12 protein-coding genes and 1 riboswitch are annotated in these 12,297 nt (G+C 72.2%); of the genes, 5 read left to right on the top strand and 7 right to left on the bottom strand.

Translation table 11 applies throughout. From position 1 onward, the window contains the following. Nucleotides 1-56: 56 nt before the first annotated feature. The 3 genes from htpG to ACZ6N8_RS28930 all read left to right on the top strand — a co-directional run bounded on the left by htpG (nucleotide 57) and on the right by ACZ6N8_RS28930 (nucleotide 3,710). A complete protein-coding gene (htpG, locus tag ACZ6N8_RS28940) occupies nucleotides 57-1,973 on the top strand; it encodes a molecular chaperone HtpG (RefSeq protein WP_466013930.1) in 1,917 nt (638 codons plus the stop codon). 85 nt (nucleotides 1,974-2,058) lie between these two features. Further along, entirely contained in the window at nucleotides 2,059-2,712 is a 654-nt protein-coding gene (locus tag ACZ6N8_RS28935) for a ThuA domain-containing protein (protein WP_466013928.1), read from the top strand. Nucleotides 2,713-2,866: 154 nt separating this feature from the next. Beyond that, nucleotides 2,867-3,037: riboswitch (cyclic di-AMP (ydaO/yuaA leader) on the top strand. Beyond that, on the top strand, nucleotides 3,036-3,710 hold the full coding sequence (locus tag ACZ6N8_RS28930; RefSeq protein WP_466013926.1) for a transglycosylase family protein: 675 nt from the start codon (nucleotides 3,036-3,038) through the stop codon (nucleotides 3,708-3,710). (Overlaps the previous riboswitch by 2 nt.) Nucleotides 3,711-3,784: 74 nt before the next feature. Here the strand turns inward: ACZ6N8_RS28930 and ACZ6N8_RS28925 are convergent, their stop codons facing one another. From ACZ6N8_RS28925 to ACZ6N8_RS28915, 3 genes are all read right to left on the bottom strand, one after another. After that, entirely contained in the window at nucleotides 3,785-4,144 is a 360-nt protein-coding gene (locus ACZ6N8_RS28925; protein WP_466013924.1) for a hypothetical protein, read from the bottom strand. A gap of 106 nt (nucleotides 4,145-4,250) precedes the next feature. Further along, on the bottom strand, nucleotides 4,251-5,438 hold the full coding sequence (gene dinB, locus ACZ6N8_RS28920; protein ID WP_466013922.1) for a DNA polymerase IV: 1,188 nt from the start codon (nucleotides 5,436-5,438) through the stop codon (nucleotides 4,251-4,253). Nucleotides 5,439-5,503: 65 nt separating this feature from the next. Continuing rightward, on the bottom strand, nucleotides 5,504-5,941 hold the full coding sequence (locus ACZ6N8_RS28915; protein WP_466013920.1) for a VOC family protein: 438 nt from the start codon (nucleotides 5,939-5,941) through the stop codon (nucleotides 5,504-5,506). Between the two features lie 87 nt (nucleotides 5,942-6,028). Between ACZ6N8_RS28915 and ACZ6N8_RS28910 the strand changes: the two genes are divergently transcribed. After that, nucleotides 6,029-7,027 (top strand): helix-turn-helix transcriptional regulator, encoded by a 999-nt coding sequence (locus ACZ6N8_RS28910; protein WP_466013918.1) that lies wholly within the window; start codon nucleotides 6,029-6,031, stop codon nucleotides 7,025-7,027. Here the strand turns inward: ACZ6N8_RS28910 and ACZ6N8_RS28905 are convergent. The 4 genes from ACZ6N8_RS28905 to ACZ6N8_RS28890 form a co-directional block, all read right to left on the bottom strand. Continuing rightward, nucleotides 6,996-7,490: a GNAT family N-acetyltransferase gene (locus tag ACZ6N8_RS28905; RefSeq protein WP_466013916.1), complete on the bottom strand. Its 495-nt coding sequence runs from the start codon at nucleotides 7,488-7,490 to the stop codon at nucleotides 6,996-6,998. The two genes, ACZ6N8_RS28910 and ACZ6N8_RS28905, sit on opposite strands and share 32 nt — an antisense overlap. Continuing rightward, nucleotides 7,487-8,011, bottom strand: coding sequence for a GNAT family N-acetyltransferase (locus tag ACZ6N8_RS28900; RefSeq protein WP_466013914.1), 525 nt, complete (start codon nucleotides 8,009-8,011; stop codon nucleotides 7,487-7,489). The genes ACZ6N8_RS28905 and ACZ6N8_RS28900 overlap by 4 nt, the downstream gene beginning before the upstream one ends. A gap of 70 nt (nucleotides 8,012-8,081) precedes the next feature. Continuing rightward, on the bottom strand, nucleotides 8,082-9,656 hold the full coding sequence (locus ACZ6N8_RS28895) for a glutamate synthase-related protein (protein ID WP_466013912.1): 1,575 nt from the start codon (nucleotides 9,654-9,656) through the stop codon (nucleotides 8,082-8,084). 125 nt (nucleotides 9,657-9,781) lie between these two features. Then, entirely contained in the window at nucleotides 9,782-10,912 is a 1,131-nt protein-coding gene (locus tag ACZ6N8_RS28890; protein ID WP_466013910.1) for a peptidoglycan recognition protein family protein, read from the bottom strand. 189 nt (nucleotides 10,913-11,101) lie between these two features. On the opposite strand from ACZ6N8_RS28890, the gene ACZ6N8_RS28885 reads away from it, so the two are divergent. Then, nucleotides 11,102-12,205, top strand: coding sequence for a mechanosensitive ion channel family protein (locus tag ACZ6N8_RS28885; RefSeq protein WP_466013908.1), 1,104 nt, complete (start codon nucleotides 11,102-11,104; stop codon nucleotides 12,203-12,205). The last annotated feature ends 92 nt before the right edge of the window (nucleotides 12,206-12,297 follow it).

Raw genomic sequence — 12,297 nt, 5'->3', positions numbered from 1 at the left:
CGGTGACGACTCGTATCCTTTGCGCGAACCTCCGCACGTGACAGAAGGGAGACGGTGTGAGCAACCAGGCCGAGACGTTGGAGTTCCAGGCCGAGGCGCGTCAGCTCCTCCAACTGGTCGTCCACTCGATCTACTCGAACAAGGACGTCTTCCTGCGGGAACTCATCTCGAACGCGTCCGACGCGCTGGACAAGCTGCGGCTGGCCACCATGGTCGACAAGGACCTCGTCGCCGACACCGACGACCTGCACGTCGCCATCGAGGTAGACCGGGACGCCCGCACCCTCACCGTCCGGGACAACGGCATCGGGATGACCCGCGACGAGGTGGTCGGCCTCATCGGCACCATCGCCAAGTCGGGCACCGCCGAGCTGCTGCGCCAGCTGCGCGAGTCCGCCGACGCGCGCGCCTCGCAGGACCTGATCGGCCAGTTCGGCGTCGGCTTCTACGCCGCGTTCATGGTCGCCGACCGGGTCACCCTGCTCACCCGCAAGGCCGGCGAGACCGGCGGCACCCGCTGGGAGTCCGCAGGCGAGGGCACGTACTCGGTCGAGGGAGTCGACGAGGCGCCGCAGGGCACGTCTGTCACCCTGCACCTCAAGCCCGCCGACACCGAGGACAACCTGCACGACTACACCTCCGAGTGGACCCTCCGCGAGATCGTCAAGCGTTACTCCGACTTCATCGCCTGGCCCATCCGGATGACCGTCGAACGCCCCGGCGCCGACGGTGCGGACGCCACGAGCGAGGTGCAGACCCTCAACTCGATGAAGGCGCTCTGGGCGCGGCCCCGCGACGAGGTCGACGCCGCCGAGTACAACGAGTTCTACAAGCACGTCAGCCACGACTGGGCCGACCCCCTCGAGGTCGTGCACATGAAGGGCGAGGGCACCTTCGAGTACGAGGCGCTGCTGTTCCTGCCCAGCCACGCCCCGCTCGACATGTTCGCCCCGCAGGGCCGCCGCGGCGTCCAGCTCTACGTCAAGCGCGTGTTCATCATGGACGACTGCGAGGCGCTGGTCCCCACCTACCTGCGCTTCGTCAAGGGCGTGGTCGACGCGCACGACCTGTCGCTGAACATCTCCCGCGAGATCCTGCAACAGGACCGGCAGATCCAGATCGTCCGCCGCCGTCTGGTCAAGAAGGTCCTCGCCACGGTCAAGGACCTCAAGGCCAACCACCCCGAGCGGTACCGCACCTTCTGGACCGAGTTCGGCACTGTCGTCAAGGAAGGGCTGATCGACGACACCGACAACCGGGACACCCTGCTGGAGATCCTGTCGTTGGCGTCCACCAACGACCCGGCCGAGCCCACCGACCTCGCCGGCTACGTCTCGCGGATGAAGGACGGCCAGAGCGACATCTGGTACGCCACAGGCGACTCCCGGGCCACCATCGAGAACTCTCCGCACCTGGAGGCGTTCCGGGCCAAGGGCCACGAGGTGCTGCTCCTGACCGACCCCGTCGACGAGGTGTGGGTCGAGCGGGTCGGCACCTACGACGGCCGGCAGTTGCGCTCCATCGCCAAGGGCGAGGTCGACCTGGACACCGACGAGGAGAAGCAGCAGGCCGAGACCGAACGTGAGCAGCAGCGGCAGGAGTTCGCCGCGCTCGTCGAATGGCTGGGCGCCACCCTCGCCGACAGTGTCCGGGAGGTCCGCCTGTCGTCGCGGCTGACCACCTCACCGGCCTGCGTCGTCGGGGACGCGCACGATCTCACCCCGACGCTGGAGAAGATGTACCGGGCGATGGGGCACGAGATTCCGTCCACCAAGCGGATCCTGGAGATCAACCCGGGTCATCCGCTGGTCGCCGGGCTGCGCAAGGCCCACGAGCAGGGCGACTCCTCCGAAACCCTGACCGAGACGGCCGAGCTGCTGTACGGCCTGGCGGTGCTCGCCGAGGGCGGCGAACTGGCCGACCCGGCCCGCTTCACCCGGACGCTCGCCGACCGGCTGGCCCGCACCCTGTAGTCGCTCCGACCGGCGGGGCACCCGGCAGGGGCCCCGCCGGTACGCGACCCTGACCTCTGCCCGAACGTCGATTCCGGGAGGGCCCGTGCCTGTCGGCACAGTGATCTTCAGCGGCCAGGGGCCGCACGGCGACCCCTGGCACCCGTTGGCGCAGACCAGCGCCATCCTCGCGGACATGATCGGTGGTGCCGCCGTCGTGACGTCCGTCGACCGGCTCGCTACCGCGCTCGACGGTGCCCGACTGCTGGTGGTGAACGCGAGCGCCGACCGGTCCTCCCCGGTCCCCGACGACGCGCTCTTCGGGCTCGTTCTCGACGGCTTCCTGGCCGGCGGCGGCAACCTGCTCGCCGTCCACAGCGCGACCCTCGCGTTCCCCCGGGTGCCGAGCTGGCGTGCCACGATCGGCGCCGCCTGGGAGCACGGCCGTTCGTTCCATCCGCCGATCGGTTCCAGTCTCATCCGGCGGACCGCCGTCGCGCATCCGATCACCGAAGGGCTCGGCGACATCGAGGTCTTCGACGAGCGCTACACCGACCTGGAACGGGTCGATGGCGTCCACATCGAGCCGCTCTACGGGCACCGGGAGGGCGGCGTCTTCCACCCGCTCGTCTGGGCCCGCACGGCAGGGGACAGCCGGATCGTCTACAGCGCCCTCGGCCACGACGGCCGGTCGTACGAGTCGCCAGGCCACGTCGAGCTGCTGCGTCGAATCGTCGCCTGGCTCCGCCCAGAGCGCTGATCGCAAACGGTCCATCGTGGTCACTGCACAGTGCCGCGAGGCCCGCAACCGGTGGGCGCAACGCGGAGCGCTGCCCGGTGAAGAACTTCACAGCGAGTGGGCGTTCGTCACCGACCGTGCCTAACGTCGGTCGGGTTCGCCACTGCGGACACCACGGCCGGCAACGCCAAATCCTGCCCCCGGTCGTCGGAACCCAGTCCACCGGGCAGGAGCGGGGGACCCAGGTTTTCCGGTGCACGTCACCTCGGGGTGAAGCCGCCACCGCGCGGCCGGGCTCCTCGGCCCGAACCCGACAGCTCACCTCGCCGGCGTGGAGGAAATTCATGACTTCTGCTCACACGCCCCGTCATCGACGGGTCACCACCCGCCGCCTCGCCGTCGGCACCCTTGCCGTCGGCGCGGTCACCGGTGCTGTCGCCCTCTTCGGCCCGGCCGCCCCGGCGCAGGCCGGCGTCAACTGGGACGCGATCGCCAAGTGCGAGTCCGGCGGCAACTGGAAGACCAACACCGGTAACGGTTACTACGGCGGGTTGCAGTTCTCGCAGAGCACCTGGGCCGGTTACGGCGGCAAGAAGTACGCCGCACGCGCCGACCTGGCCAGCCGCGGCGAGCAGATCGCCGTCGCCGAGAACGTGCTCGACGGGCAGGGCATCGGCGCTTGGCCGACCTGCGGCAAGAAGGGCGGCTCGTCGGGCGGCTCCGCCACCAAGTCAACGAAGTCCACCAAGTCAACGAAGTCGACCAAGTCAACGAAGTCGACGGAGTCGAGCTCGAAGCCCGGGCCGTCGCGCGGCGAGAAGCCGGCGACGCGCGACAACGAGCGCACCGCGCCCGCGGCGGGCGGCGAGACGTACACCGTCAAGCCGGGCGACACCCTGTCGGAGATCGCCGACCGCCAGCGCTCGACCGGCGGCTGGCAGGCGCTGTACGAGCGCAACCGGCAGCTGATCGGCGCCGACCCGGGTCTGATCTTCCCGGGTCAGCGGCTCAGCCTCTGACGCACGACGCATGACGCACGAACGCTCGGCCGGGTCACCGGCCGAGCGTTCGCGCGTGACGACGCGGGTCGCGGTCAGGCCGCGGTGGCGGACGCCCTCTGCTCCCGCTGCTGTGCGGGCAGCGGCCCGGCGTTGCGGCCCCAGCGCGGCGCGGTCCCGCCGGGCCAGCCGGGGCGGCTCTCGTCCCGTACGTCGTCGACTGTCATCTCGACCGACGTGGACTCGCCGCGGGCCAGCCGCAGCGAGTGCTCGGCGCCGGTGCGGGCCTCGCACGGCCACCCCTGGCCGGCGCACTGGAGATTGCGGCAGTGCCCCTCGTCGTCCGGCTCGTGGGCGCTCAGCACGTCGACCGCGAGCTGCCAGAGCAGTGGGTCGGTCACGTCGTGCGGACGCTCGACGCGACGGCTCGGTCGGTTGCTGGTGTCGTCGGACATCGTAGGGCCCCCCTCGTCAGGCTGTTCCCCTCAAGGGTCACCCGTGGGCGGTCGGCTAAACCGCCGACCTGCTGTGATGTGTCACCGATCGCAGGAAACGCGGCCATCAGTCGGGCAATAGCGGCATCTCGACGCCGGGATCGCGGCCGAGCAGCACCGCCCGGGTGAGGGCCGCCGATCCGAACCGGTCGCGGACCGCGTCGACCGCCGCGTCGAGGTCGGTGCCGGGGTCGGGTTGGAAGGGCAGCTCCGGCTGGACCGGGTTGTCGTCGAGGTTGCCCACCGAGACGCCGATCAGGGTCACGCCCCGCCTGTCGATCTCGGGCTGGGTCGCCCGCAGCAGCGCCCGTGCGGCGGCGAGCACCTGTGTGGTGTCCGCGGTCGCCTTGCCCACCGTGTGCGAGCGGGTGGCCCGCGTGTAGTCGCCGAAGCGCAGCCGCAGCACCACCGTGCGTCCGGCCCGTCCGGCGGCCCGCATCCGCCTGGTGACCCGGTCGACCAGGCCGGCGAGGATCGCGTCCAGCTCGGCCGCCGCGTGCGGGGCGCGGCTCAGCGCGTGCTGCGCCCCCATCGACCCACGCCTGCGGCCCACCTGCACCGGCCGGGGGTCACGGTTGTGGGCCAGAGCGTGCAGGTGCCGGCCCGCGCCCGCGCCGAGCAGCGAGACCAGCGCCGCCTCACCGAGCCGGGCCACGTCGCCGACCGTACGGATCCGGCGTTCGCGCAGCCTCGCGGCGGTGATCGGACCGACACCCCAGAGCCGCTCGACCGGCAGCGGATGCAGGAACGCCAGTTCGCCGTCGGGTGCGACCACCAGCAGCCCGTCCGGTTTCGCCACCCCGCTTGCCACCTTCGCCAGGAACTTCGTCCGCGCCACGCCCACCGTGATGGGCAGGCCGACCTGCTCGCGGACCTCCCGACGCAGACCCTCGGCGATGTCGGCCGGGGGCCCGACCAGGCGGCGCAGGCCGCCCACGTCCAGGAACGCCTCGTCGATGGAGAGCCCCTCGACCAGCGGGGTGGTCCGCCGGAAGATCTCGAACACCGCTCGGCTCGCCACCGTGTACGCCGACATGCGCGGTGGCACCACTATCGCGTCGGGGCACAGCCGGCGTGCCTGCTGGCCGCCCATCGCGCTGCGGACGCCCCGTGCCTTCGCCTCGTAGCTGGCCGCGAGCACCACCCCGCCGCCGACGATCACCGGGCGTCCTCGCAGGCGTGGGTCGTCGCGCTGCTCGACCGACGCGTAGAAGGCGTCCAGGTCGGCGTGCAGGATGGTGGCCCCGGGCGACACGTACACATGTTCGCATAGCGCCTGTCGCCACGACAGTGACCTGGGCGAACGCGGTCACGTGTCGATCAGTCGAGGCAGAATTCGTTGCCCTCGGGGTCGGCCATGACGAGGTGGCCGGTGCCCAGCGGGGGAGCGGGTTCGTGTCGGGCGAGCCGGGTGGCGCCGTACGCGACGAGCCGTTCGGCCTCCGCTTCGAGGGCCGCCATCCGCTCGTCCCCGGCGAGGCCCGGCGCCGCGCGGACATCCAGGTGGACGCGATTCTTGACCTGCTTGCCCTCGGGTACGCGCTGGAAGAACAGCCGTGGTCGGGAGCCCTCGGGGTCGACCACCGCCGAGGCGTCGTTGCGGTTCTCCGGCGGAACGCCCATCGCGTCGAGTGCCTGCTCCCACGACTCGAAGCCGCCGGGCGGGCCCTGCAGCCGGTAGCCGAGCGCCTCGGCCCAGAACCTGGCCAGCGCGGCCGGGTCGGCGCAGTCGAACGTGATCTGCACGTCGCGTGGCATGGCAGCTCCCTGATCTCGTCGGTCATGGTCCCAGCCTTTCGGAAATCGCGGACAGGATCGTTCCTAGATCCGTGCAACGATCGGCGGGTGAGTGTCGAGGCGACCACCGAGCGGGTTCTGCGGTTGTTGGCGCTGCTGCAACGACGACCGTCCTGGACGGCCGCCGACCTCGCCGCGCAGCTGCGCGTCACCGACCGCTGCGTCCGCCGCGACGTGCAACGCCTGCGGACGCTCGGGTATCCGGTGCGCGCGGTGTCAGGTGTCGGTGGCGGCTATCAGCTCGGCGCGGGCACCCGGCTGCCGCCGTTGCTGCTTGACGACGAGGAGGCGATCGCGACCGCCGTCTCCCTGCGGCTGGCGTCCGGGGGCACGGTCACCGGGGCGGGCGACGCGGCCCTGCGGGCGCTGGCCAAGCTCGACCAGGTGATGCCGTCACGGCTGCGCGCCGAGGTGCGGGCGGTGCACGGCGCCACGGAGACGCTCATCGGGCCGGTCGTCGAGATCGACGCGGAGCTGCTGGTGATGCTGGCACGGGCCTGCCGCGACGCGGTGCGGGTGCGGTTCGGCTACCCCGGACGGGACGGGGAGCGCGAGCGGACGGTCGAGCCGGTCCGGATGGTCACCACCGGCCGACGGTGGTACCTGATGGCCTGGGACGTCGATCGGGCCGACTGGCGGACGTTCCGCCTGGACCGGATGCGTACGGCGGTGGCCACGACCTGGCGCTTCCGGCCCCGCGCGCATCCCGACCCGGTCGCCTTCGTGCAGCGGTCGGTCACCGGGTCGCCGTACCGGTACGTCGCCCGGGTGCGGGTACGCGCCCACCCCGACCAGGTGCGGGCGTCGGTGCCGCCGCAGGTGGGCCGCGTCGAGGACGACCGCGACGGGTGGTGTGTGCTGCTCGTCGGCGGCGACGATCTGGACTGGCTCGCCGCGCACATCGCCCGCCTGACCTACGAGGTGCAGGTGGTGGAGCCCGCGGAGCTGCGTGACGCCGCCGCCGGTCTGGCGCGCCGCCTGGCGGCGATGGCCGAGCCCGCCGAACCGGGCCCGGTCAGTCCGGGGCGGGCCGGGCGCGGACGGTGAACTCCCGCAACGACACCGGGCCGCCGTCCGGAGCGGTCCACGGTGCCGTGCGGGTGCCCGTGCACCGCCACCCGGTGCGTTCGTAGAGCGCGACGGCAGCGGCGTCCCGCACGGCCACCTCGAGCACCAGGTCCATCGCGCGCTCGTCCGCCCACCGTCGGGCGCGGGCCAGCAGCGCGTCGCCGAGCGCCAGCCCGCGCGCGGCCGGCGCCACGAAGAGGCGCGCCACCTCGGCTGTCGGCCGGTCGGCCTCGGACAACCTGTGCACCGCGACATGTCCCACGATGGCCGCGTCCGGCGCGACGGCGACCCAGGCCCGTGCCGGTCGCGGTTCGCACAACCACCGGTGCGGGTCGGCGGGCCAGTTCATCGGGTACCCGTCGACCCGGTGCACCTCGGCGAGGGCCGCGACACATCCATCCAGGTCGGTGGCGCGGCGGCGGCGGACGTGCGGCGGGATCACAGGTCGTCGAACGGGCGGGCGTAGCGGAACTCGCCCCGGATCGTGTCGCGCCACGCGTTCATCGGGCGGGCCATGAAGTACTGCGGGCCCCACGGCCGCGGCGGGGTGACGCCCACCTCGACCGCCGGCCGGAACCCGAAGCGCGGGTAGTAGTCGGGGTGCCCGAGCAGTACCACCAGGGGTTCGTCGCGCGCGTCGGCCGCGCCGAGCACCGCGTGCATCAACGCGCTGCCCACCCCGCGCCGCTGCCACCCGGGCAGCACGCCCAGCGGCCCCAGGCCCACCGCCACGGGCTCACCGGCCACCCGGGCGCGGGTGCCCACCACGTGCCCCACCACCTGGCCGTCCGCGTCGGTCGCCACCAGGGAGTACGCGGGTAGCCAGCAGTCGTCGGCGCGCAGCGCGTCGACGAGGGTGGCCTCGACGGGGACGCCGTCACCGCCGGCCGGCGCGACGAAGGCCGCGGAGTGCACCGCCCGGATGGCATCGACGTCGGCGGGTGTCTCGCGTCTGATCAGCACCGCGCCACCATAGGCGTGCGGCGCCGCCGGCCGCACGGGGTTATCGCCCCTGCCGACCTGGGGCGGGAGGTCAACCGACGGCGGTGGCCGACGGCGGGGCGCTGCCGCCCTGCGGCACCTCCGGGGTCATCAGTCGGATGATCTCCGCCTGGTCGGCGGGCGACGGCAGCCCCCATCCCGGTCGGTAGCCGTACACCTCGTGCAGTGGGGTGGAGCCGGTGCGACCGTCCAGGATCTCCACGGCGTCGGTGTCGATCAGGCCTGGGTGTTCGACGCCGCACGCCTCGGCGACCTTGGTGAGGTCGCGGCGCAGCGTCGCCAGATAGTTGGCCGCCCGGACCGACTTCAGGGTCGGGTCCAGGCCTCGGGCCAGCCAGGCGTTCTGCGTCGCGACGCCGGTGGGGCAGGTGTCGGTGTGGCACTTCTGCGCCTGGATGCAGCCGATCGAGAGCATCGCCTCCCGACCCACGTTGACCATGTCGCAGCCCAGCGCGAAGGCCACGATGGCGTTGTCCGGCAGGCCGAGCTTGCCGGCGCCGACGAACACCACCTGTTCGTGCAGGTCGTGCTCGGCGAAGACCTTGTAGACCCGGGAGAAGCCCTGCTGGAACGGGAGAGACACCGAGTCGGTGAAGATCAGCGGCGCGGCGCCGGTGCCGCCCTCGCCGCCGTCGATCGTCACGAAGTCGACGCCCCGGCCGGTGTCGCGCATCAGGGTGGCCAGTTCCTGCCAGAAGCCGAGGTCGCCGACCGCTGACTTGATGCCGACCGGCAGGCCCGTCTCGGCGGCCAGCAACTCCACCCAGTCGAGCAGGCTGTCGCAGTCGGAGAACTCGGCGTGCCGGGACGGGCTGACGCAGTCCTCTCCGGCCGGGATGCCCCGGGTCGCGGCGATCTCGGCGGACACCTTCGCGCCGGGCAGCAGCCCGCCGAGGCTGGGCTTGGCGCCCTGGCTGAGCTTGATCTCCAACGCCCGCACCGGTGCGCCGGCGACCAGGTCCTTGAGCCGGTCCAGGCTGAACCGGCCGTGCTCGTCGCGGCAGCCGAAGTACGCCGTACCGAGCTGGAAGACCAGTTCACCGCCGTTGCGGTGGTACGGCGACAGGCCGCCCTCGCCGGTGTTCTGGAGGCAACCGGCCAGCGCCGCCCCCTTGTTGAGCGCGGTGATCGCGTTGCCGGAGAGCGAGCCGAAGCTCATCCCGGAGATGTTCACCACCGACTCGGGCCGGAACGCGTGGGCGCGCCCCCGGGCCGCGCCGAGCACCTTCGCGCACGGCAGCCGCACGTCGTGCCCGGCGCCAGGAGTCGACGGCGGCACGGCCCGGCCGAACGTGCGGTGCTTGATGATCGGATAGCCGGGGGTGTACTCGATGTCGTTGTCGGTGCCGAACCCGAAGTAGTTGTTCTGCTGCTTCGCCGACGCGTACACCCAGCGGCGCTGGTCGCGGGTGAACGGACGCTCCTCGTTGTTGCCGGCCACGATGTACTGCCGAAGCTCCGGCCCGATGGCCTCCAGCAGATATCGGGCGCGACCGACCACCGGGAAGGTGCGCAGCAGCGCGTGGTCGCGCTGGAGGAGGTCCCGCGCGGCGAGCGCCGCCATGGCGGCGGCGACGGCGGGTACGGCTCGACGGGCCCATGTCATGCCCGGCTCTCTTTCCGGCCGGACGGCGGATCAAACCGGCCGAGAGAGACGCGGTGCTGGTCAGCCCCGTGACTGGGTGCGGGCCGGGCGGCGGTGCGGTGTGCCCCGCACCGCCGCCGTTCGGCTCAGCGGTGCCGCAGGCTCTGGCGGACCGTACCGCCGACGATCGCGCACCACGTGCTCGTGCTGAGCTTGCCGTTGCGCGGCAGGTTGTGCAGCGCCTGGAGGTCCTGCACGGCCGCCCGGGTGGCGTGGTCGTACGCGCCGGTGACGGTGAGCGCGTACCCCTTGGTGGCCAGGATCTCCTGCACGGCGGTGACCGGCGCGCCGGTGGCGTGCTGGTCCAGCTCCGGCGCCAGGGTCTCCCAGGTCGGCGTGGTGAGCGTGGCGTCCACGTCCACGGCGATGCCGTTGCGGGCCTGCCAGTCCTGCACGGCGGCGACTGTCGCGGCGTCGAACGTGCCGCTGACCGTCACCGCGTAGCCTCGGAAGGCGAGCAGGTGCTGCACGACCCGGACCGACGGGGAGTTGACGAAGCGCCACAGGTCCGGCCAGCGGCGCGCCGGCACGTCACCGGGCTTGGTGCCCAGGGCCGTGTGCACCCGGCGGCGAAGCTCGGGGAACTGCCTGTAGAAGGCCGCGCCGGGGCACTGGGTGGTGCGGAAGTCCCAGTGTCCGAAGATGTCGTACGCGTGCAGACCGTACTGGCGGCAGATGGCGACGCACAGCTTGACAAGCGAGTCGGTGAGCGCCTCCGGTGGCGTCTCGGTGACGTAGGTGCCCTCGTTCTCGATGCCGATGGCCCGACCGTTCTCGCCGGGGCAGTGCGCGGAGATCATCTGCCTGTCGCCGGCTTCGAGGCGTTCCAGGCTGCCCCGGCGGCCCTCCAGCACGTAGCCGCCCCGGCTGACGGTGAAGTGCTGGCCGGTGTCGGACCAGCCGTTGCCGTCCATGTGCAGGTCCTGGCAGTCGTGGGCCAGCTTGACCGCCTGCTCGCGGGAGTAGTCGGTGACGTTCGGGAACGCCATGTGATGCACGATGATCTTGTTGGTGGGAATGGCGCTTATCGACAGCGGGTCCTTCGGCGGCCGCGCCGCCCACTCGTCACAGCTGATGATCCAGTCCAGATCGGCGCCCGGAGCGGCCTGAGCCGTGGCGGGAAAGGCCAGCTCGCTCCCGACGACGGCGACCGTGGCGGCGCCGAGACCGGCCCGCAGCAGCGTCCGGCGGTCCACTTCGGAGTGGTCGACGTGCATGAAAGTCTCCTCCTGCGGCCGACGGCGGGGGGATGAAAAGTAGCTCCAGTGGCCGCACGCACTCCGGAGAATATTGCCAAGGCTGTCCCCGCGCCAGACCCCGTGTCACCAAGCGCGGCGTTTCCCCGCCGGTGCTCGGGGGTAGGTCGGGGCTGACCGTTCGGCTGTCCCGCGTGAAGGAATGACCAGATGAGTGACAACGTCAGCGACGCGGTGGGCGACGCCCTGCGCTCGGTGATGCTCTTCCTGCCCAAGGCCGTCGCCTTCCTGGCGATCCTGGTGGCCGGATGGCTGATCGCCAAGGCCGTGCTGAAGATCGTGGAGAAGGTCCTCGAACGCGTGGGCTTCGACCGCGCCGTCGAACGTGGCGGCGTGCGCCGCGCGTTGAGCCGATCCCGGTACGACGCCAGCGACATCGTCGCGAAGCTCGCCTACTACGCGGTGCTGCTGTTCACCCTCCAGCTCGCGTTCGGCATCTGGGGCCCCAACCCGATCTCCGACCTGCTCGGCGCGGTCATCTCCTGGCTGCCCCGCGCGTTCGTGGCGATCGTCATCGTCGTGGTCGCCGCGGCCATCGCCAACGCCGTGAAGGACCTCATCAGCGGCGCGCTCGGCGGCCTGTCGTACGGCCGGGTGCTGGCCACCATCGCCTCGGTGTTCATCCTCGGCCTCGGCGTCATCGCCGCGCTGAACCAGATCGGCGTGGCCACCGCGGTCACCACCCCCGTGCTGATCGCCGTGCTGGCCACCATCGGCGGCATCCTCGTCGTGGGCGTGGGTGGCGGTCTGATCCGTCCGATGCAGAGCCGCTGGGAGGCCTGGCTGACCCGCGCGGAGCAGGAGTCGCAGCAGATCGCCGCGCACGCCCGCGCGTACCGGGCCGGCCGCCGCGACGCCGAGGCCGAGCTGGCCCGCGCGTCGGCACCCACAAGCGATCCGGAGGAGACCCAGATCGTGACGCGGCCGGTCGACCCGGACGCCACCCAGGTGGTACGCCCGTCCGCCGACTCCGAGGCGACCCAGGTGGTGCGCCCGTCGGCCGGCTCCGAGGCGACCCAGGTGGTGCGCCCGTCGGCCGACTCCGAGGCCACCCAGGTGGTACGCCCGTCCGCCGACTCCGAGGCCACCCAGGTGGTCGTCCGCCCCGCCGATCCGGACGCCACGCAGGTGGCGAGCGTCGACCCGGAGGCGACCCAGGTGGTCCCGGGTGGCACCGACCGCGCGGTGCCCGAGCAGCGCCTCGGCGACGACAGCGAGGCCACCACAGTCATCCCGCCGGTCGACCGGCGCTGACCGTCAGCGGCACGAGGCGGGGCGGGATCCCGGAAGATCCCGCCCCGCCTCGTCGTACGCCATGCCCAAAACGCTGGCCGGGGCCGGGAGGC

It is taken from the genome of Micromonospora sp. NPDC047521, from assembly GCF_055587305.1.
This window is presented reverse-complemented; position numbering and strand designations above follow the sequence as displayed.